Raw genomic sequence first — 22,201 nt, 5'->3', positions numbered from 1 at the left:
TGGTAGACTTTCATTTCTGATAGGTGGGTGATGCGATCGCTATTCTGTGTTCACCCGAATAAATATTAAACCGTTGCTGACGGAGAAATCCGATCAGTGTGATATCCCATTCATGGGCCATTTTTACTGCCATTCCGGAAGGAGCACCTACGGCGGCAATCACTTTAATACCTGCCATAGCAGCTTTCTGGATCAGTTCAAATCCTGCCCTGCCACTGAGCAACAGGAGATACGACTGCATAGGGAAAAGCTGTTGCTGCAGGGCTGCGCCTATCAGCTTATCCACGGCATTGTGCCGCCCGATATCTTCACGCATCAGCAATAACGCTGAAGACTGATCGAATAGTGCAGCGGCATGTATACCACCGGTGTCGTCAAACAACTGTTGCTGGTCACGGAGTATATCTGGCAGACGATGGATCAGGTCAGCAGACCACGCAGCAACAGGCTGGGTTGGTGCCGGTGCCGCAACAGGCGTATAAATAGCCGAAAGATCTGTTTTGCCACACATACCACATCCTGCGTTGGAAACGAAGTTCCGCTGTGCCGTTTTCAGCACGGGGACCACATGTTCGTGCAGGCTTACCTGTATGATATTGGTGACGTCGCTGTCAGAGCAGATGGCTTTGATGTCCTTTTCTGAGCGGATGATCCCTTCGGTATAGAGAAACCCTGTAGCCAGTTCAGGGTCCTGGCCGGGAGTGCGCATGGTCACTGAGATGCTCTGTTGTTGTCTGTCGGCCAGCGAGCCATAGATCAGTTGAATTTCGAGCGGTTCTTCAGCTGCCAGTGCGTCTTCTGTTGCGGTAACAATCGTATCCTGTACTCTTGTTATGCGTGTGTAAGAAATGGCAGGGTTCAGCATGGGGTAAAGTTACGTAAAATAAGGCGCCTGCGCCCCTGTATTCAGGAACGGTTATGTAGTTCTGTACTGCCTGCTGTGCTGACAAAGTAACTGATATCCCTGATGGTTTCCGAGAAAACAACAGCAGGAACATCCCTCAGTGCAAGTGGTTCACCTTCCTTATAAAAATTGACCATATCCGTGAGCACAGTCTCTTCCTGTCTCCTGTCAGCAAAGAAGTTAACCCTGATATCCCAGTCGGTCAGTACCATATAGGGAATATAAGCCCAGTTATGCGCTGCTTTTTGTCTCAGGATCCAGCCCCTCTGTAGGATCACGTTCTTAAACTTCTGTTTATCGAGCACCTGTGAGGCGAAACGGGAAGAGTAGAAGCCATCGGCCAGTTCTTCATTATTGGGGGTATATATTTCACGGTTCACCTGTTTAAAAGGCTGATCTATCTGACGTTGCACCAGGAAATCGCGCCAGCCTTTCACTGTTTTAGCGGGTTCATTCATCGGATGCCAGAGGCTCACGGCTGTCTCTCCGGTAACGGTTACCGGTCTGCCTTTATAATCAATGATCTGGCCATCCAGGCAATAGCCTGTGGTCAGCACACCATCAGTCTGAAAATTCCAGATCAGTCGTGTGGTGAGCGTCTTCACCAACGGATGATCCAGGTAATATGTTTTCCAATGGCTGTATGGCCATGGGGTCATGCGCATAAATGCCCGTTCCATCCGGGCGCTGTTATCGACAAGCGCCTGATCAATGTCTTTGGCCAGTCGTTTGAACTCCTGTCCGGGAGTAAAGGAGGACTGAGGCCCTTTGGCCGGTTTACCATCCTTTTCCCAGGAGATACTCGACTTACCGGTGTTACTGATGGTGTAAACACCTATAAAATTTGGTCCTACCGGTACACGGATGGTACCTTCTTCATTCAGCCCGAAATCAGGAACGATATATTCTTCCAGTTCATAGGGTGGAATGCTATGCTGTTCTGCCAGGTCGTGTAGGATCTTATCAATGCTTTTCACAATGCCTGAATGCCGGATCAATGTGCGGAACCTGCTGATCCTGAGCAGGGCATCCGGGAAGGGAAGAAAAGTAAGTGCATAGATACAGGCCGTACCGGTTTTAACCGACAGGGGCCCTCCGGTACCTTTTTTCTTATAGGCCCATAGGGCATACGGTTCCAGCATGTCCAGCAATTCTTTATTGTCTGGTATCGCACTGCACCATATAATGGCCTTTAACAGGTTATGATTGATAGCACTCAGAAAATCAATGTGATAATCAATGAAACTGTAGGTACGTCCTGCGTGTTGTTTCATCAGGAGTCCCTGAGAAAAAGAGATCCAGTCCTTCAGTTTCATCACAAAATGCTCAGGATTGATACGGCTTACCAGTTCTTTTGCACGTTTCCACCATTTGCGGTTGGGAGCACTGCTTTCACCGGCGTTCAGGCAGTGATCAATGAAGGCTGTCCAGCATTCCTTTTGCCGGTTGCTCCTGATATTGGAGAGGAATTCCACAACCAGTATGCCAAGAGAGTCCCGGCGACTGACGATCAGTTCAGGGCCTCCGTGCAGGATGATATCTATCTGGATATTGACCCTGTCAGCCGCTACCGTCACTGTTCTTTTCTCTGAGGTATCCAATAGTTCCAGGCAGAGACGCAGGGTATCGGTCAGTCCTTTTCTGCCGATCTTTTCCTGAACGACGTTTAAGAGTTCCTGCCTGGGGAACCACCATTCACTACTGCGTTTTAAGGTCGTCTCATGCCATTGGAAGAGGATTTGGAAGCATTGCTCATCGGAGGTATATACAGACAGGTATTTAATCAGTCCTGCGGTGTCCAGTGCTTCGGGCAGCTTATCCGTCTGTGTTTTCCCGATCCAGAAGTCTGTAAATTGCATAGCTTCATTCATGTAGAGGTGTAACAATGAGGGTATCGCACCATCCAATTTATGTAAAAAACAGGTATTAAAAAAAATGAAGCCTGACTATGGCTGAATCGGGCAGGGAAATTGTTGTAAGTAAAAGGGTATCAAAATTTCTGTACTTTCGACATATAAAAAAATCTAAATATGCGCTGGCAAAACAGAAGATTAAGCGACAATGTAGAGGATCGCCGTGGTGGCGGTGGTATGCGAACAATTGGTATTGGTGGGGGAATTGGTGGTATTATTATCGTCGTGCTGGCCTTGTTATTCAAGCAGGATCCGCAACAGGCATTACAATCCATCCAACAAGGTAATGGCGGAGCGCCACAAACTGAATCCCGTACAGTCAACAGTAGCAGTGATGAAATCTCGCGGTTTGCATCCACCGTACTGGCAGATACCGAAGATGTATGGTCGGAGCTATTTTCTGAGATGAACAAAAATTATAAGGACCCCGGCATGGTGTTGTACACAGACTACGATCAATCTGGCTGTGGCGCTGCACAATCGGCTATGGGACCATTTTACTGCCCTGCAGACGAGAAGGTTTATCTTGACCTGAACTTCTTCACTGAAATGGAACAAAGGTTCAAGGTAGCAGGCGATTTTGCCATGGCTTATGTTATCGCGCACGAAGTAGGCCATCACGTACAGAACCTGCTCGGTACCAGCCGTAAGGTGCAGGCGATGCGTTCCCAGCTCAGCGAGAAGGAATATAATAGGCTGTCTGTCATGCTTGAGTTACAGGCTGATTTCCTGGCTGGTGTATGGGCACACCATGCGCAAAAAAAACATAATATACTCGAACCAGGCGATATAGAAGAAGCCCTCAACGCAGCAAGCGCTGTAGGTGATGATGCTTTGCAGAAAGCAGCGCAGGGCCATGTGGTACCGGATGCATTTACACATGGTACGTCTGCACAGCGGGTAAAATGGTTTAAGAAAGGATTTGAAACCGGGGATATTAAACAAGGAGATACGTTCAACGCGGCGGACCTGTAGTTTTCATTCACTGCAAATGCAACACCGAAAATGTCTTTAACAAAACATGATAGGACTCTGTTAGGAGTCCCGTTGTTTGTAGCCCGGGGTGCAACCCTGGGGACAAAATATGATTCCCCGCGGGGCGGGAAATAAAAATGAAGATCGGTATGCCAACAATAATCATATCATAGAAAAGGCCGTATTCCCCAGGGTATACGGCCTTTTCTATGATAGATCGTTTATCTCAATCATTCAGCACACGTTTATGATTATCCTTCACAATAATCGTATACCCCCGGTTCGCTGTTTCTTCTTCCGCAGACAAGGGCAGGGTAAAGTGGAAGCTGGTTCCCTTTCCGGAAGCGCTATGAAACCATATGCTGCCGTTATTCCGTTCAACGAAATCCTTCGATAATGGTAATCCCAATCCGCAACCTTTTTCGTTACGCGTACCGCTGGTAGAGTAATAAATATTGGAGAATATTTTTACCTGATCTGTTGCAGCTATACCCAGGCCATTATCCTGTACGATCAGTTCCAGTTTATCGGGCAGTAACAGATAGTTAATATTTACGCTGCCATTTATAGGTGTGAACTTAATAGCATTACTGATCAGGTTCCTGAGTACGAGCCGGATCATATCGGGATCTGCATATACCATTATTGGGCGCTGCAATTCATGCGTCAGCGTTATTTCCTTTTGTCTGGCAAGTGATTGCAATAACTCAAATTCACTCTTGAGGACACTGCTGATATCAAAATCATCCGGAGTAACATGAATACCTTTCATCTGGCTGCTGGCCCATTGCAGGAGGTTATCCATCATATAGGCCGTATTTTTCATGTCCCGCCAGAGTTCATGGGAGAAGAGCCGGAACTGCTCCTCAGACATCTTATCATCTCTTAAGAGGAAGAGCAAGCCTTCGAGGATAGCCAGCGGGGAGCGCAGATCATGGGAGATAACGGAAAATATTTTATCCTTTACCTGGCTGCCGCTTTCAAGTTCGGCATTCTGTTCCATGATGATCTTGTTCTGCTGTTGTACCTGTGTATTCCGATGATTCAACTGGCTGTACAGTTCCTGCTGGCGTCTGTACATCAGGTACAATACTGCAGTGATCACAAAAAGCCCGAGGAGCAACATGGCACAGAATATCACGAAGATCCGCTGTTGTTTGATGGTAGCGAGATGTAACTGCTGTTCTTTCCGCAGCAGTTTGTTTTCATGTTGTTTCTTTTCTGACTCGTATTTTTCTTTTGTATTGGCGATGAACTTTGTCTTTTCAACGCTGAATAGCTCTTCATTCAACTGGCTGAACTGCTTATAATTTGCCAGGGCGCCTGCATAGTTACCACGAGCGGAATCCAGCGTAGCCATGTTCTTATGATAGATCAGCGTATTCTTCATGTTCTTCAGATTGCTGTTCAGCCGCGCCGCTTCAGCAAAGTCCTGTTCAGCTTCTTCATACCTATGCAACATCGTTCTGGCGAGCCCTATGTTCAGATGCGCTTTCACCAGACCATTGAGGTTGTCCGACTCCTGGTAGTATTGTTCGGAGATCTCAAAATAGGGCAACGCCATCCCATATTGTTGTTTCTCTGTATAGACCAGGCCTATGTTTTCGTAGGTAACGGCCAGTCCGGGATGATCGTTCAAAGACAATTTGATCCGTTCGGATTCCAGCAGGAAATGTAAAGCAGAATCAAGTTTATTGAGGCGGATGTAACTGGAGCCGATGCTGTTTAAGGTCCGGGCAATCTCCGCAGGTTGTCCCAACGCCTGTTTAATGCGCAGGGCCTTCTTCTGATAACGTAGCGCTTGTCTGGGCTGGTTCTGCTCCACAAGGATATTACCCATATCAGTATTGAGCACACCCATAGCATAAGCATCTTTGATATCATCGGCCAGCTTAAGCGCGCTGATAGTCAGGTCTGTCTGCTTTTCCAGGTTCCCTTTGATATTTTCAGCAAGAGCAAGGTTGCGGATAGCCCACATGGTACCGGCCCTAAAATGGAGACTATCGCTCAACTTTAAGGCTTGACTGGCATACTGTGCTGTTTTAGCAGCGTCTTTGGGAAAGAAACTACGACTTAACTGGTTTAATAAACGAACGCGCACTGTATCCTTTTGGGGATGTTTCTCCAGCTCACTTACCTGCGCAGAAACGTTGGTAACCAATGTACATAGCAATACCAGATATATAAAAGTATATAAGTTAGTTCGGACAATCCACATTGATAGTCTATTTGTCGGCACAAACGATCTTTAAGGGTTACCTGAATGCTGCGCTAAAATTATAAAAAAAAAGGATGCAAATTTTCGAAATCTAAAATATTATGATTCGTTGTAACTTTCGGGCTTAGAAGCAGTACTAGTGTAAGGAACATTATTTTTTTCCAGGGGTTCATACAAACTTTGGGCCGGATAATCCTACATTGGTCGTATATTATAAATTACTAATCAAATACAGATGAAACCGACAGTGACGATTGAATATTGCCCTAAATGCGGATGGTTGATGCGCGCGGCGTGGATGGCACAGGAACTGCTGACTACCTTTGCCGATGATATATACAGTGTTACATTACAACCCAGTGAAGTGAACGGTAGTTATATTATCTATGTAGATGGCATCGCACTGATCAACCGGAAGGAGCTGGGCCATTTCCCTGAAATAAAGGAAGTTAAGCAAATGATCAGGGATAAGGTAGCTCCTGAAAAGAGCCTGGGTCATAGTGACCGAAAGTAGTTTAAAAGTTGTTTCTTTGCAACCCGATGAGTATGCAAAGGATCATATATTTCACAGCAACACTGCTGGCATTGAGCCAGGGACTGACAGCGCAGCAAAAAGATACAGTACAGGGCGTTCCCGTAGATACGCTTTTACCACATAAACGCAGCTTTTTCCCGCTGCCGGTATTAGGTTATTCACCTGAAAAAGGACTGGAAATAGGGGCTGCAATGTTGTATTCTTTCTACACCTCCAAAGATCCTTCCTTACGCAATTCTACAATTAATCTCATCCCTTCCGTTACAACGGAAAGTCAGCTGAAAATAGATCTGAAAACAGATATATGGACAGATGGTAATAACTGGCATTTTAAAAGTAATCTCCGTTATCATGACTTCCCGATCAATTTCTACGGATTGGGAGATACGACACGTAAAGCTGGTGCAACTTTGCTGGACAATAAGCGATACAAAGTACAGCTCGAGGCAGAACGTCGTATAACCGGTCATTTCTACGCCGGACTTTCCTTATTATACCAGAAGGACACTTATAACGCACGTGAGAATAAAGGAGTATATCCTGATATGTCATTGGTTGACAAGGACGGCGGTCATGTTACCTTTATTGGCGCCACAGGCATATTTGACAACAGGGATAACCAGAACTATACACGCAGAGGTACCTGGGTACGTTTGAATATTTCCTATGCCCCCGGATTTATCAGCAAACATGAATTATGGAAGATAGACGGACAACTGCGTCATTTTGTTTCTATCTCACCCAAAAGCACGGTTGGTTTCAACGGATTGTTTAACTCATTACAGGGCAGCAGATTACCTTTTTACCTCCTGCCGGAAATGGGTAATGATCTCATGATGCGTGGCTATTATGCAGGCAGGTACAGAGATCAGAACTACCTGGCAGGACAAGTGGAATATCGTTATTTCCTGGACCCGAAGATCCCGATCAATATCTGGTTTGTACATATGCAACCTAAATTTGCGCTGGCAGCATTTGGTGCTTCCGGTGCAGTATTCAACAACCATGATATCGCCATGTCCCACTTTAAACCCAGCTATGGTCTGGGTGTACGCTGGTTCTACGACGAAGGCGCCAGGCTGACTGTCCGCATTGATTATGCCTGGGGTGAAAAACGCTCCGGCGAACAGCGGCAATCGGGATTATACCTATCTCTTGCCGAAGCATTTTAGTGCTTCCATTCCCGTTATTGGGCATATAAATTGCGTACCTTTATCCATATCGATCACAGATCGGTCAGAGTTTTGTTATCCAAAAATTCCATTATGAAAACAAAAGCAGCCCTAATGGCGGCGTTATGCGCTGTCCTTTCTATGCCCACAACCCAGGCACAGAGTCTTAAATCTACGTCCAGGTTTTATGTAAAGATCGCAGGAGGTTATTATTTCAGTGTATTTCCCGGGCAATTCCCTAAAGTCGGCAGTTACCAGCCGCATGACCAGCACCTGGAATACAATCCTACAACACAATCTTCTACATCTGTTTCAGAAAAGGTATTAACGGGATCGTATGGCGCCGGTGGGAGGGGAGGACTCTCCTTCGGCTGGAATATCAACCGTTATATTGCTGTTGAAGGAACGTTCAACTACTATCGCAGCAAGAAAAACCTGATGACCCGTGAAATCACAACGATGGCAGGCAGCAACCAGGCTGTTGGCAAAATCGAATCCCACGGTTATGTGGAAGCCATAGATTTTGCCCCTGGCGTTGTGATCAGTCCGGGATTCCAGAAAGTGAACCCGTATGTCCGTTTCGGTATGGTCGTACCATTATGGGGCAACCTGAAGATTGAAACAGATGCCAGCAAAAGTGGTACGGCAACGGTTGGTGGTCAGACCGTACTCACGCAAACTGCTATTCACCGCAATGAAACGGTAAAGCCCAATGTTACAATTGGCTTCCAGGGAGCAATGGGCGTTGTGTTCCCGGTGGCAAAAAAGCTTGACATTTTTGTTGAAGCTGAGTACAGGAACATTCCTGTGAGAAGTAAAAAGAAGGAAGTCACTGCTTATGATGAGACGATCTCATTGTTGAACCCAGCCAACGGTTCCCTGATCTCTCAGCAGCATCGCGGTCTGGATGGTTTGTCGACCGCCGAGCGGAATACAAAGTATGTCACTACGCTGGATCAGAGCTCCAACACACCGGTCAGCCAGCAGGGCGCGAAGGTCATTTACAAAAACAATGATCAGCCGGCAAACGACCTGAAATCCTACATCAATATCGGCGGTTTAGGCGCTAATGTAGGTCTGCGTTGGAGACTTTAGCCGTCAGATGATTGATCAATGCCAGCAATGATCTTTCCAGCTCCGGATTGGTAATATTTCCATTTTGATCCATCTTGGTGCGCACCACAGGGATAATCAGCTTATATTCTTCCTGGATATCTGCTGTCATTACACGTAGCGTCTGTACCAGGGATGCATGTGCTTTGTCGCCGCCCGTAGCGAGTGGTGAAGCACTGATCACACCCGTGGGTTTATGGGTGAATTCCCCGGAGGAAACAAGCCAATCCAGGGCATTTTTCAGCACGCCCGGTATGCCGAAAGCATATTCGGGTGTGCTGAATATAACAGCGTCAGCAGCGCGTATCTGGTTTCTCAGAGAAAGTACCGTATCAGCAGGCGAGGAGCCTTCCGTATCCAACTCCGGACTGAAGTAAGGCAGCTTATCCAGGCCTTCATAAATCGTGATCTTAACACCCGCAGGTGCCATTGCTGCACAAGCCCTGAGCAATGCCGTATTGGAAGAAGAACTTCTTAAACTGCCGGATATTCCAAGTATACTGATCGCCATTGTTTAAATTTCTGACAAGGCACAAATCTAGCCGTTATATTCAGATTAACATAATGTTTTAGCCGGGGAGTGGGATCACCTGATCCTGAGGGGTATGTATTCGCTTAAGATAGCCTTGAGATTCGGTGGAGGCTATATCCTATAGGCCCATTACTATAGCATTACAGGCACTTTGTATAGCCACGGCTATAGAATAGTGCCTGTAATGTAGGACTAGAGAGCTTATAGGTAGGAACCTGTAGTATAGGCGAACCGAATTTCTACCGAAGTCGGATACTATCTATAAACAAACACAATTAAATACAGATTTACTTGTGATAAAATTCACACCAAATCTGGCTTAGAAACCTGAAATAAAATGAATAAAATGGCTGAAGGATGTTCAGGAATTAACCCATATAATTGCTATTTAAATCTCCCCACAATGCAGCTCCACAGCTGATCTATACGACTATCTGGCTAGTTAACTTCTTTCTATATAATACGTATAATTTATATTATGTTAAATAGAGTATAAAACGAAATTGTGTCTATATCTCCTGCTTAAACCTTTATCCGGAGAATTTAATCTTATCCCACAGCTTATTCTTCACTACCTGCTCAATCACCATATCATGATAGTTCCTGCTGATAGGAATTTTATTTGACTGAATAAAGATTTCATTCCCCTCAATGCCTTCTATTTTATCGATAGAAACGATATAGGATTTATGTACCCGTATGAAGGCCTTTTTGTCCAGGTTCTCCTCCAGGTTCTTCAGGTACAGCAATGTCATGTATTTGCCTTTACGGGTATAGATCGTTACATAATTCTGCATCCCCTGTACATACAGGATATCATTGAAATAGATCTTTTCGTATTTGCTACCGCATTTGATAAAGAAATAATCTTCTTCCTTCTCTATTTTCTGTGTCTCGGAAGACGTGGTTTTATTTAGCAGCTGATAGTATTCCTTCGCTTTATTGGCTGCTTTGAAAAATCGGTCAAAGGTGATTGGCTTTAGTAGATAGTCCATGACATTCAACTGAAATCCCTCCAGCGCATAACTGGGAAATGCAGTTGTAATGATGACCATAGGCGGTTTCTGGACTATCTTCAGAAAATCCAGTCCGTTCATTTTCGGCATTTGAATATCCAGGAAGATCAGGTCCACCGGATGTTGGTCCAGTACTTTGATCAACTCAACCGGGTTGGTACAGGTATCAGTAAGATGAAGAAAATCAACCTCTCTGACGTAGTTTGAAAGGCCTTCCCTCGCAAGTGGCTCATCATCAATAATTACACAATTCATCTTCATATATTCAGGCTATTTTCTGTAAAGGTTGTGGCAATTCTCCTGCTGTCAGATGTAGCTGCAGCCTGACGTCAAATCTGTCATTATGATGTTGTATATCGAGGCTGTGCTGACCGGGATAGATCAGGTCCAGCCGGCGTTGCACGTTCTTTAGTCCGATACCGCCATAGTGAACAATATCATTGCTGGTTACATCAAATGTGCTGTTGGATACCACAAAGTTCAGCGTCTCTCCTTCCTGTGTCAGACGTATCCTGATCCAATTAGGCTTATCTGTATGCTTTGAAACATGCTTGAATGCATTTTCGACGAACGTCATCAGGATGAATGGCGCTATTCCCCACTGATTGCTATCTTCCTGATCTATATCAAGTATTACTTCCACATTGTCATTTTGCCTTAATCGTTCAAGCTCGATGGAGTTTTCCATGTAAGAGATCTCTTTAGACAGCAGGATCTGCTTGTCATTACATTCATACAACTGATATCTTAACAGCTCCGAGAATTTCGCCAGCGAAGCAGACGCCATATCAGGATTCTTATGGATCAGGAAGAAAATCGAATTAATCGTATTAAAGAGAAAATGCGGGTTAAACTGATGCTTCAGGAAGTTCAGCTCTGTTTCCAGTTTTTCCTTTTCCAGCAACTGTTGTTTTCGTTGCGTCTGTAACCAGTTCTTTCCCAGCTTAATACTCATGGCCAGTGTCATGGCTGCCAGTGTGGACGGCAGCGTATTCCCCAGATATCCATAGAAACAATCACCATTGGGCCCATAAGCCTGCTGCATGGTTTGCCCTGAAACATAAGCGCTTAGGTAATATCCTGGAATAACAAGCAAAGACACACCGATAATCGTCAGCAATAAAAACACTATGTATTGTGTAAACCTGCCTTTTTCAAGATATTTCGGGATGAGATAATAAAGGTTAAAATAAACTGCCAGGGCCTGGAATATTACATAGAACAAAAACTTCAATATAAATGCGGTAAAGAATATCGCCGCAAAGGCTTTTACCGGATTACCCAAGGCAACCGTCCACCAGATAAAGTGATACAGGGCCCAGAAAGGAATATGGTGAAGTTTATACCTCAACAACCAGTTCTGCTTTGAAGGATTATGTAATAACGCATTCATCTCGCTGGGATTTATCAGCACTCAATAAAAAGGCCTTTTTGAAAGTTACACCAGTTTCCGCCCATTTTAAAGCAATACTATTTGAACTGCATGAAATAATTGACCAAATGCGTCTCTGATTACAGGAGAGGGGCTCCTCTCCCATTTTTAGTGATTCCCCCGGTCATTCCCCCTGTTTACTGCACTTGATCAATCTATTTCCGCTGCTGGTCATTTGCGTTTTTCAAAACTATTTAGGGCTCCTTTCTTTGTATTCGTGCATCAATCATAAACAGTCATTCCATTGACTATGAGGCTAAACAGAATCCCTTTTTAAAAATCAATGAAATATGAAAAAATTAGCTTTCCTGCTGTGTTGCTTTTTTCTGCATACAACCGCTTCCGGACAGATCTCCGGCAGGTTTGCCACTGCCACCGGACAACCGGTTCCGTTCGCGAATGTAATACTGCTGAATGGAACAGATAGCACATTAGTAAAAGCCGTATTGACAGATGAAAACGGCGCTTACACTATAGAAAATACGCCCACGGGAAAATATATCCTGCGCTTTACCAGTATGGGATTTCAGACATGGAACTCTCCCCTGTTCGAACTGACGGCCCGGCAGAAGACGAAGGATTTTGGCCTGCAGATAGTCAGTGAAGGAGCACAACAGCTGGGAGAAGTAGTTATCCAGGCGGAAAAACCATTATTACAACAACAAGCAGAAGGCATGATCGTCAACGTGCAGAGCAGCCTGCTCACCAAAGGTAGTACTGCATTGGCCGTACTGGAAAGATCACCCGGTGTTATGATCGACTACAGGAACAACAACATCGCACTCAACGGAAAAAGCGGGGTAACCGTCATGCTGAATGGTAAACTCATACGCATGCCGATGGAACAACTGGTTAACCTGCTCAGTGGCATGAGCGCTGATGATATCGAGAAGATAGAATTGCTGAGTACTCCTTCCTCCAAATATGATGCAGAGGGCAGCGCTGGTATGATCAATATCGTGCTGAAAAAAGATAAACAGCGAGGCACCAACGGAACAATCTCTTTAACAGGAGGTTATGGCTATCGGGAGAAGGCAGCTGCCAGTATCAGCCTGTCACATAATACAGCGAAAGTGAACACTTATGGCTCCTATAGCTATAATCTCAACCACAGCTACAGTAATATCGATATCCTGAGTTACCAGGATATGCCCGTCTTTGGCGGACGAATGGAAGTAAGGGGCCAGGATATTACCCGGCTGAGACATAACAACCACGATATTACACTGGGAATGGATGTAAAACCGGATACCAAAACTACCATCGGCGCCAATGTAACGTATAATATCAGCCGGGCAACGACCGGGAATCACCCTTCAGCCAATTATCTGTTGCTGCCTGATTCCCTGCTGACATTTGACGGGCGGATAGACAGGGTGAACAGCTGGCATAACCTGGTATCGTCTGTATATCTTGAAAAAGAGTTCAATCCCAAATCAAAGCTCAGTTTTGACATGGATTACCTCTACTTTAAGAACGAAAATCCATCACAGGTATACAGCACTTTCCTCACGAAAAGCGGCGAACAGGTAGACAACAACGACAGCCTCTTTTCGCCTCTCCAGAAAGGTTTTGCCAATACGCTGATACAGGTGGGCGTTGTTAAGGCCGATTACAACAGGCAGTTAAACGATAAGATAAAACTGGAAACCGGTATCAAAGGAACCTATACGGGTAGTAATACTTTATCCAGGATAGAAAGTTTCGTTGACGGTCATTGGGTAAACAGAGCGGAAACAATCAATGAAATGAAAATGAAGGAGGGTATTGGTGCGGCTTACGTTTCCGCCAACATAGAGATAACGCCATCGATGAGCCTCATTGCAGGAACAAGATTTGAATATGCCCGCACGCTTATGGAAAATACAAGGACAGGACAAAATACGGTGGACAGGAAACTGGCGACCTTATTCCCCAATATATTCCTGACCAAAAAACTGAACGATCATTCCGGACTACAATTCTCCTATACCAAGAGAATAGCCAGACCTTCTTACAATGACCTGGCCTCTTTTGTGGCTTATAGTGATCCTACTGCCATCTATGCGGGTAACCCGTTCCTGAAACCGACTATCACAAATAATATCAAACTGGGTTATAACTATGACGGATACAGCTTTTCATTGCTCTTTAGCAGGGATGATCATCCAATTGCGCGCTACCAGTTAAGCCAGGGTGCCGCAGCTAAAGTGCTGTTTATTTCCCCACAGAACCTGGCATATCAGAACAATATCACCTTTCAGGCTACCATCCCCTGGAAAGCCACTGACTGGTGGGACATGAGTTATAGCATTACCGGCGGATTACGGCAATTTAAAGCGGATTACACCTTACAGCCTGTTACGAAAAGCTATTGGGGATATTCTTTCAATTTCACCGAATCGTTTACACTGCCCAAGCATTTCTCCGCTGAACTGACGGGCTGGTATAACACACCGTCTTACAATGGTACTGTCAAAATGAGCAGCATGGGCACGCTAAGCGCAGGTCTTAAGAAAGAACTGAAAAATAATGCCGGCAGTCTTCAACTGTCTGTAGAAGATATTTTCACTACGATGAAATTCCACGTGTATTATGGGGCTATTGCCGAGGAAGCATTTCATATCAAAAATAATATCGGGATCAAACTGGAGTCCGGTTACTCCCCTATCATTAAGCTTTCCTATGCAAGACCCTTTGGTACAGGCACTTTGAAGGGTTCCCGCAAGGAGGGAGGGGCAAAAGATGAAAGGGACAGGATCAGAAAGGATTAACCTCTCCTCTCCTGCCCTTATAGAACGGCTATATTCCTTTGTGGTCGCTACTCTTCACTGTTTTAAGATCCGCAGGGGGAGTGACGTCTTTCTCTGCTACAGGTACAAACTCAATACTGGTAGCGCTGAAACTCATTCTTTTACTATCCACGGCAAGCACGACGCCTTTAGCAACAAAGGCGCTCGCCGGACTGCCAGCTTTCAGGGGCAGTTCTGTGGTATACCAGACCGTGAGCAGACCATGCTTGGATTTAACAATCAGTTTCCGGCAGTTGTAATCGAGGACCTTCTTTGTTTCAGTACTTTCAGTTTCCTTTTCCTGGTCTTCTTCCTTTTCAAACAAGGGTTTCTCTACCAACACCGGAGGATTCTTTGACTTGTCTACCCACCAGAGTGTTTTCCTGTCAATGTCCGCATATTTTTCATTGCCATCTTCAGAGGAGATCTTGATAGTAGAATTGACGCCGTCCTGTTCCTTTTGTATGTCGTCATTGAAATAGGCTTTCAGACGCTGTCCGTTATATTTCAGTTCGGCCTTTTCGGTAATCGTTTCCGGCACCAGGTCTTTATACTGCATCTGGTCGGGCTTCAGAGAAGCATGAATGTTATACGTGATGTCATAATGGATCACGCCCTGTGTTTTGTCCTGTGCGAAACTGTACTGCTGCACGCATGTAATACCTGCTGCCAGGATGAGTGTGCGGATAAAATGTTGCATGTTGGATTATTTAAGTGTTGATGGATTATTCATTGCAAAATGACGCAGCTTACAGATCAGGCTAAGCATGTAGTACCGCCCCAATACATTATTCTGCCTGTCTTCCGTATAACCGTTACGGGTCAACCGGTTGAAACTTTTGTTCTGGTTCAGCAGATCATGTCCTTCCAGGCGGAGTGAAAACCGTTTATTGATGTCCCTGGAAAGACCACCACTCAGGAGCGCCACAGTATTGTTATATGCTCCGCTCAGACCAGTGGTTGTATAATACTCAATACCGGCATCTGCGTTCAGCCGCCATGGCAGAATGGCCATCAGGTCCAGTCCATAGTTCAGGAACCAGTACTGCTGATTGGTACCCGGATTCGCTTCACTATGACGATCATTCCAGCTGGCATTTCCTCTTAATGTGATGCTGAGATTAGTGATAGGATAATAATTGAAGTTGATATCAGGCGTAATTCCCCATTGCCTGATCCTGTCAGCAACGGCATTGAAATAACTGGGATACCTGTTGTACGCCAGCTCTGCCCCGAAAGTCAGGCTGGAACCATTACCACCGAAAGGCATAGACCTTTCCCCATGCAGGCTTCCTGAAAAATAACCATTGGCATTTACCGGGGAAATGATCTGTTTGCCCGCGCTGTCAATGGTATATTGGTCTGTAAATTGGTTCCTGATGGTTGAGACACGCAGCTGCGCATTGGTGAAGACATTACTATACATGTTATTACTCAGGTATGCCAGCGTCATACTATGGTTAACAGCCTGTTGCAGATCCGGGTTACCCTTTCTTATGTAGAGCGGATCGCTGATATCCTCCAGTGGACGCAACTGGTTAAGACCGGGCAAAACGGCATTACTGTTATAGTTGAGTGTCAGCTGCTTCGACTTCGAGAAGCGGTATTTGGCATAAAGATGCGGCAACAGTGTATTATAATAACCGCTGAGGCGATAGGCTTTAGCATCTGAACTGCCTTTCAGGCGACTGTTCTCTACACTCAGCCCCACCGTATAATTGAACTTTTTATAGCGACCGGCGAGCGCCACATCGGCAATATTTCTCGTGATAGTGCTGTTATAGATGTCACTATAGCGGTCGTCCAATTCATTATACTGTCCGTCCAGATGATTGATATTATATGCCAATTGTGTATAATCACCCTGGCTAATATTAAACTGCTCCGTAAGCCGCAGGGCAGTATGTGTTGAGAGCTGTTCTGTATAGATCAGGTTATTATTCAGAGAGTAATTATCTGAATGACCTGTTGTCTGCTGGTTAATGCTGTCCTTTGTTCCCAGGTTATAGTATTCATTTTTAGCAATATTTAAGCCTTTGTTCTCCAGCCGGAGATATTCCGGAGTAACTGTAAGTGAGATCGTACGACCAGGCTTGCCGAAACGATGACGGTACAGAATATCCGCCGTAGCATCCGTATTGGTGTTGTTGCTGTTCAACACCTGTTCTCCCTGGTTCAGCAGCAAAGTATTATCGGCTGAATACGAGCGGTATGTCCGGTTGCTTTTAATGTCAGATGTATTTCGATTAACAGCGGGCGATATCTTTAAGGAGTTGTACCTATCCAGTTTAATGTCAACGGCTGCATTCCCCCTGTGATTATTATTTTCCTGCAATGCAATGCCGTTTTGCAGATAGTTATAGGCGGTATCTGCCAACAGATAATGGCGGTCGTAATTAAAACTGTTGCGTGATGTAAAACGATTGAAGAAGTAGCTGCTACGCAATTTAAGCGCATCACTCCAGTCATTATTGTAATTCACACCGCCATACTGTGTATTATTGAGACCTGTAGGACGTGCCAGCTGTGCCTTTTCCGCAGGATCATCGCTGTCGATATGCACGCCCTTCATCTTGCTCAGTTCTGCAATGGCAGTAGCCGGAAGACTATTGAACAACTCGGGGTTGGCGCTTAACATCTTAATGAGCTCAGCCGCTGAGAAGCCGGATTTATTGACGTTGTTGGCTTTAAATAACAGGGATAGTTGCTGTTCACCAGCGATGCTGTTGATATTCAATCCGCCGTCATACTTACCGTCTGGTCCGATACCTGCAGAGACATTACCAAAGTATCCTTTCTTGCTGTTCTTTTTGGTAACGATATTGATGGTTTTAACCTTATTCCCATCATCAATACCGGTGAATTCCTCCTGGTCACTCATCTTATCCAGCACCTGTACTTTGGCGACCATATCTGCAGGAAGATTCTTCGTAGCAATAGCAGGATCATTACCAAAGAATTCCTTTCCATCTACCAGTACCTTACCGACTCTTTCTCCCTGTGCTGTGATATTGCCGCCCTGGTCTACTTTTACGCCCGGCAGCTTCTTCAGCAGGTCCTCCACTACGGCATTTTCTTTGGTCTTATACTGTGACGCATTATATTCTACCGTATCCCCTTTCATCCGGACAGGAGAACGGCTTTCCACGACCACTTCCTTCAGGTCACGTATCCTGGGCTTACTTGTATCCATCCGCACAGTGTCTTTCGTTTGCGCGAACAGGTTGGCAATTGGTAATAAAAGAAAAGAAATAATGATGGTATAGTTTCGCATGGCCGCTATATTTTCAGACCATACAAAAGTAGCGGGTAGTTGTAGCGGACTGCGTTAACGAGTCCTGCTATATCCTTAATGAATGTTAATACACCAGTTTGTAACCCAGTCCGCGTACATTGATCAGTTGTACAGAAGGGTCATGTTGCAGGTATTTACGGATCTTGCTGATATAAACGTCCATATTACGGGCATTGAAGAAGTTGTCGTCTCCCCATAATTCCAACAGGATGTTCCGGCGATGGGTCGTGGCATTGGGCCGTTCTGCCAGCATTTTCAGCATATCAGCCTCCCGCAGGGACAGATGGATAACTTCCTTCTCATGACGCAATTCCTGCCTGTTATGATCAAAGGCATAGCTCCCCAGCAAATAGATCCCATTGTGGGATTTAGGGCTTACCGGGGTATTAGTCAGCTGGGTACGTTTCAACAATGTCCTGATACGCAGGATCAGTTCTTCCAAACTGAAAGGCTTTTTGATATAGTCGTCCGCACCGCTCTGCAGTCCTTTGATAACATCCTGTGTCTCGCTTTTGGCTGTCAGGAAAATAACAGGCGTTTGTTCATCCACCGCACGGATGTCCTTTACAAGTGCAATCCCGTCCTTTTTTGGCATCATAATATCCACCACGCAGATTTCAGGCCGGAAAGATAAATACTGCTCCCAGCCCTGCATACCATTTTCCGCATGACTGATATGAAAGCCATTTGCCTCCAGGGTTTCTTTGACAACGCCTGCCAGTACTATTTCATCTTCAACCAGTAGCAGCTTAATCTTTTTCATGTTTCGGTAATTGGAAAATAAAGGTAGTACCATTGCCAGGCATACTGCTAATGCTGATGCTGCCATGTAATTGGTGTAATAATGCTTTCACATGACTGAGCCCCAGGCCGTATCCTTTTGTATCATGGCGGTCGCCCTGTACAACCCGGTAAAATTTATCAAAGAGGAATGGGAAGTGTTGTTTTTCGATACCATTCCCATTGTCTTTTACCGTAAAGCTGTAATGTCCTGTAAGCTCCTTTACGCTCACCAGTATCTCTTTTTGTGGCTTGTCATTGTATTTAACCGCGTTATCAAGCAGATTACTCAGGATGGTATTAAAAGCGGTTCTATCGGTCTGAAAGTGGCTGTCCTGTATGTCATACTGTTGGCCGATAGTAACATCCGGAAGATGGGAAAAGCGGATAACAGCATCATTTACCACGGCTTTAATATCCGCACGTGTTACAGACAATGGCTGATGTTCCTGCTCTTCCCTGGTCACCTGCATGATCTTATCGATCAGGTCTTGTAGTTTATCCAGTTCCCCTTTGGAATGACGCAGATAACGTTCTGTCTTATCCGGATCATTTATCCCCCGGAAAGTGAGCAAGGCCTCGTTAGTGGCTTTCAGAATAGATACAGGCGTTTTTAATTCATGTGTCACATGGCTGATGAATTCCCGCTTCATGCTCTCCAGCTTTTCCTGTCGCAGGATGATACGCCACAGCGTCCAGATACATCCGATGATCAGGAAAGCAATAAAGATGGAAAGAATAATGGCGCTGCTCATTTGCTTCAACACATAGGTAGTAAGTCCGCTGAACTGTAACCCAATCGCTTTTTCCGGGTTATTCATGCCCGGGTAGATCATGAAGGTAGGCCGGTTGACAGTAGTGTCGATTGCTTTCCTGCCCATTAAAATCTTGAAATGCAGCGGAATATGCCTTTTATCTAACTCTTTGCGATAGTACTTATTCAGTGTATCAATATCTGGTGATACATCTGTAAAATAGGAAAAGACAGTGGAAACGAAATGTGCCAGTGGAGAGATCGTGTCAAAAGACATCTTTGTGTTCGCGATGGAAGTATCCAGGTGAATGTCTTGCGGCGTTAACTTATTCTCCTGTTCTTCTGTCGAATCATAAATTATGAAAGCTTTAGGGCCGGTCAGTCTATCAGCAGGGTTTGGCTTTCCTTTAGAGGATCTGTCCATATCGATTGTAGCCTTCACGGTATATTTCTTTTCTGCCTCCGGATCGCCTGACTTTACCTTGGCCGTAACAATGATCGCATTGTCATATACATTATGGAATGCTTCAGTAGCAGTGGCCACAAAAGCCTCCTGCTGCGACTGATAGGTCTGTCGCAACCAGTACAACTGGAAGAGCAGTACCGCCAGTAACGCCGGTATAGCGATCCACCATATTCTTTTCCTGACCTTACTCATATTCCGGCAAATTTAACTTTCTAATATTTCCGGCCACGGATTCTTTAACAATCATTAACGTTTGTTCACATTTGATCGTATCTTGCCAGCGCATAATAGAGCTACATGATTATCGATACTTTAAAGAACGCAGCGCTTTACCACGGCCTTGGCCCTAAATTCGTAAAAGCTTTTGAATATCTGCAACAGACAGACTTTTCCAAAGTAGAGAAGGGTAAATATGAAATTGATGGTACGGCTATCATCGCCATTGTAAATGAGTATGATACGATCTCTACGGAAGGCGAGCAAATGGAGTCTCATAAGAAATATATCGACGTACAATATATCGTAAGCGGTGAGGAACTGATAGGGCATGATTTTCTGAGGAACCAGACGCCATCAAAAGCGTATGATGATACGGCGGATTTTATGCTGTTCGGCGAGACGCCTGCTTTCTTTTCAAAGCTGGAGCAGGGCATGTTTGCCATCTTCTTCCCTACAGATTTGCATATGCCAAACATCAGGGTAAAAGATCCGGTTGCAGTAAAGAAGGTGGTGATGAAGATCAGCGTACTATAATACCGGAGGAACGTTGTGCTTTCAACCTGTGGAATCGATAATATCGTAAAACAACATAATCGTATTTAATGATAGCGCCCGTATCCACAGGAATACGGGCGCTATCATTAAATGTTCGGCTTCTATCAGGATCATTCTCTTATCGTACTCTTATCTGCCAACGCCAGTCTCGCTATCTCATCTTTTCTCTTAAACACCACACCTTTATGCTTCTGCATATAAGTGAACAGCTCACTAGCCGCTTTTACCATTTGCGGAGATCCACCAATGCGGTCGTGAAAGCTGACAGACATCATTCTCCTGCGATAGGCTGATTCTTCATACAACTGGTCAAATTCCATCTTCACCTGCTGCAGGAACTGGTCTGTAGAGAACCACTGACCGGAGATCAACACAATGTCATTGTTGCGCAGCGTATAAGGCACTACCACAAAATCTTTGTTATTTACCTGGATAATAAACGGCTCATCTCTGCTGAGATCATCGATATGATAAGTGAATCCCAGTTCCTGTAAGATCTTTAAGGTATTCTCGCCCCTGCGCAACCAGTTGGCGTTATAGCCTTTGGGTGTAACGCCCGTTACCTGTTCTACTGCTTTCACACCGTCGAGAATGAATTGTTTTTCCTCTTCATAAGACATCGTATACTGTGTAGCCCAATCCCTTCCATGGGCAGCAGCTTCATGTCCGCGTTGCACGATCTCTTTGGCCAGTGCCGGATTCTTTAGTACTGCGGAACCAACCATATGTGAAGTCACCTTGATACCAAGTTTATCCCAATTGTCAAGCATGCGTGGAATACCCTCTTTATAGCCGTACTGGTACCATGTTTCGGAAGGCAGGTCTTTGTATCCTTTGGCCATATTCTGCGGGAATGGGCTTTCTGCATTTACCGGTTGCCCGCCTGCTTCAAACTGCATGGATACACTCACTACAAGCCGGGAGCCATCGGCCCAGGAAGATACTGGTTTTGTTTGTCTGGCAGGACTGGCCGCTAAAGCAGATGGCCCGACCATACCGGCCATACTTAACAGACCGGCGGTTTTGAGAAATTCTTTTCTGGTAGTCATATGTTATTTCTTAAAGAGATTATCCACTGCGTAACTATTGTATGTGATGTAACTTAAAAGCAAGGCAAAGAAGGCAGCATGGATCAATTGAGAAACAAGCGCTTCCCAGTTCTCGATCAAAGTAGTGCCTAATATCAGCATTATCATGACGATACTGCCGGCTACCAGCGACTGCCTGGTGAACAATCCTATGATAAGCAGTAGTCCTATCAGGAATTCTGCGATGGGAAGTGCATAGCTGAAAGGTTTCACAAGGGAAGCTGGCAACATGGAGTTTTCAAAGCTTTTCACCATCCAGCCACTGAACTTGTCGAGTTTGGGTAATCTCACTAATCCGTGTCCGAACATCGTGGCGCCAATGGCTACCCGCAGTATTAAAAAGCTGATTGTGTTGTTGATCATTGTGTGTATGTTTAACTGTTTGATGAGACAAATTTCGGTTGAAGAGCGATCTTGTTGCTTGTAAGATCAGAGGATAATCCTGTACTTTTTCGGGAAGGCT

The 22,201-nt window shown here is 45.1% G+C and carries 18 protein-coding genes; 6 read left to right on the top strand and 12 right to left on the bottom strand.

The genetic code is table 11. The features are described 5' to 3' along the window. Window positions 1-10: 10 nt before the first annotated feature. Both fdhD and CLV42_RS21330 read right to left on the bottom strand, forming a co-directional pair. Window positions 11-865, bottom strand: a complete 855-nt coding sequence (gene fdhD / locus CLV42_RS21335) for a formate dehydrogenase accessory sulfurtransferase FdhD (protein ID WP_106603963.1) — start codon at window positions 863-865, stop codon at window positions 11-13. A gap of 41 nt (window positions 866-906) precedes the next feature. Then, window positions 907-2,775, bottom strand: a complete 1,869-nt coding sequence (locus CLV42_RS21330; protein WP_106603962.1) for a DUF4132 domain-containing protein — start codon at window positions 2,773-2,775, stop codon at window positions 907-909. Between the two features lie 159 nt (window positions 2,776-2,934). Between CLV42_RS21330 and ypfJ the strand changes: the two genes are divergently transcribed. After that, window positions 2,935-3,792, top strand: coding sequence for a KPN_02809 family neutral zinc metallopeptidase (gene ypfJ / locus CLV42_RS21325; protein ID WP_106603961.1), 858 nt, complete (start codon window positions 2,935-2,937; stop codon window positions 3,790-3,792). Window positions 3,793-4,018: 226 nt separating this feature from the next. Here ypfJ and CLV42_RS21320 read toward each other — a convergent pair whose 3' ends face one another. Further along, window positions 4,019-6,010 carry an ATP-binding protein gene (locus tag CLV42_RS21320; RefSeq protein ID WP_106603960.1) on the bottom strand — a complete coding sequence of 664 codons (1,992 nt, stop codon included), beginning with the start codon at window positions 6,008-6,010 and terminating at the stop codon, window positions 4,019-4,021. 235 nt (window positions 6,011-6,245) lie between these two features. On the opposite strand from CLV42_RS21320, the gene CLV42_RS21315 reads away from it, so the two are divergent. From CLV42_RS21315 to CLV42_RS21305, 3 genes are all read left to right on the top strand, one after another. Continuing rightward, a complete protein-coding gene (locus CLV42_RS21315) occupies window positions 6,246-6,524 on the top strand; it encodes a SelT/SelW/SelH family protein (protein ID WP_089836566.1) in 279 nt (92 codons plus the stop codon). Window positions 6,525-6,556: 32 nt separating this feature from the next. Then, a complete protein-coding gene (locus tag CLV42_RS21310; RefSeq protein ID WP_146154448.1) occupies window positions 6,557-7,717 on the top strand; it encodes a BamA/TamA family outer membrane protein in 1,161 nt (386 codons plus the stop codon). Between the two features lie 93 nt (window positions 7,718-7,810). Beyond that, window positions 7,811-8,812 carry an outer membrane beta-barrel protein gene (locus tag CLV42_RS21305; protein WP_106603958.1) on the top strand — a complete coding sequence of 334 codons (1,002 nt, stop codon included), beginning with the start codon at window positions 7,811-7,813 and terminating at the stop codon, window positions 8,810-8,812. Here the strand turns inward: CLV42_RS21305 and CLV42_RS21300 are convergent. The 3 genes from CLV42_RS21300 to CLV42_RS21290 all read right to left on the bottom strand — a co-directional run bounded on the left by CLV42_RS21300 (window position 8,784) and on the right by CLV42_RS21290 (window position 11,771). Beyond that, window positions 8,784-9,341: an NADPH-dependent FMN reductase gene (locus tag CLV42_RS21300; protein ID WP_106603957.1), complete on the bottom strand. Its 558-nt coding sequence runs from the start codon at window positions 9,339-9,341 to the stop codon at window positions 8,784-8,786. The two genes, CLV42_RS21305 and CLV42_RS21300, sit on opposite strands and share 29 nt — an antisense overlap. Window positions 9,342-9,892: 551 nt before the next feature. Continuing rightward, on the bottom strand, window positions 9,893-10,639 hold the full coding sequence (locus tag CLV42_RS21295) for a LytR/AlgR family response regulator transcription factor (RefSeq protein ID WP_245901708.1): 747 nt from the start codon (window positions 10,637-10,639) through the stop codon (window positions 9,893-9,895). Between the two features lie 4 nt (window positions 10,640-10,643). After that, window positions 10,644-11,771 carry a sensor histidine kinase gene (locus CLV42_RS21290; protein ID WP_106603956.1) on the bottom strand — a complete coding sequence of 376 codons (1,128 nt, stop codon included), beginning with the start codon at window positions 11,769-11,771 and terminating at the stop codon, window positions 10,644-10,646. Between the two features lie 329 nt (window positions 11,772-12,100). Here CLV42_RS21290 and CLV42_RS21285 point away from each other — a divergent pair, with 329 nt between their 5' ends. Beyond that, complete coding sequence (locus CLV42_RS21285; RefSeq protein ID WP_106603955.1) at window positions 12,101-14,563, top strand: TonB-dependent receptor domain-containing protein; 2,463 nt, start codon at window positions 12,101-12,103, stop codon at window positions 14,561-14,563. 28 nt (window positions 14,564-14,591) lie between these two features. Here CLV42_RS21285 and CLV42_RS21280 read toward each other — a convergent pair whose 3' ends face one another. From CLV42_RS21280 to CLV42_RS21265, 4 genes are all read right to left on the bottom strand, one after another. Then, a complete protein-coding gene (locus CLV42_RS21280; RefSeq protein WP_106603954.1) occupies window positions 14,592-15,281 on the bottom strand; it encodes a hypothetical protein in 690 nt (229 codons plus the stop codon). A 6-nt stretch (window positions 15,282-15,287) separates the two neighbouring features. Then, window positions 15,288-17,855: an outer membrane beta-barrel protein gene (locus CLV42_RS21275; protein WP_106603953.1), complete on the bottom strand. Its 2,568-nt coding sequence runs from the start codon at window positions 17,853-17,855 to the stop codon at window positions 15,288-15,290. Between the two features lie 85 nt (window positions 17,856-17,940). Beyond that, window positions 17,941-18,639 (bottom strand): response regulator transcription factor, encoded by a 699-nt coding sequence (locus CLV42_RS21270; protein ID WP_106603952.1) that lies wholly within the window; start codon window positions 18,637-18,639, stop codon window positions 17,941-17,943. After that, the gene (locus tag CLV42_RS21265; protein WP_106603951.1) at window positions 18,626-20,068 is read right to left on the bottom strand and encodes a sensor histidine kinase; all 1,443 of its coding nucleotides are present in this window, start codon (window positions 20,066-20,068) and stop codon (window positions 18,626-18,628) included. Before CLV42_RS21265 ends, CLV42_RS21270 begins: the two co-directional genes overlap by 14 nt. 105 nt (window positions 20,069-20,173) lie before the next feature. On the opposite strand from CLV42_RS21265, the gene CLV42_RS21260 reads away from it, so the two are divergent. Beyond that, the gene (locus tag CLV42_RS21260; protein ID WP_106603950.1) at window positions 20,174-20,629 is read left to right on the top strand and encodes a YhcH/YjgK/YiaL family protein; all 456 of its coding nucleotides are present in this window, start codon (window positions 20,174-20,176) and stop codon (window positions 20,627-20,629) included. A gap of 131 nt (window positions 20,630-20,760) precedes the next feature. Here CLV42_RS21260 and CLV42_RS21255 read toward each other — a convergent pair whose 3' ends face one another. Both CLV42_RS21255 and CLV42_RS21250 read right to left on the bottom strand, forming a co-directional pair. After that, the gene (locus tag CLV42_RS21255; RefSeq protein ID WP_106603949.1) at window positions 20,761-21,699 is read right to left on the bottom strand and encodes a polysaccharide deacetylase family protein; all 939 of its coding nucleotides are present in this window, start codon (window positions 21,697-21,699) and stop codon (window positions 20,761-20,763) included. A 3-nt stretch (window positions 21,700-21,702) separates the two neighbouring features. Further along, window positions 21,703-22,101 (bottom strand): DoxX family membrane protein, encoded by a 399-nt coding sequence (locus CLV42_RS21250; protein ID WP_106603948.1) that lies wholly within the window; start codon window positions 22,099-22,101, stop codon window positions 21,703-21,705. Window positions 22,102-22,201 lie beyond the last annotated feature (100 nt).

Source organism: Chitinophaga ginsengisoli (genome assembly GCF_003014595.1).
GTDB classification, from domain to species: Bacteria; Bacteroidota; Bacteroidia; order Chitinophagales; family Chitinophagaceae; genus Chitinophaga; species Chitinophaga ginsengisoli.
Note: the sequence above shows the minus strand (reverse complement) of the source record. Positions and strands in the feature narration are given on the sequence as shown.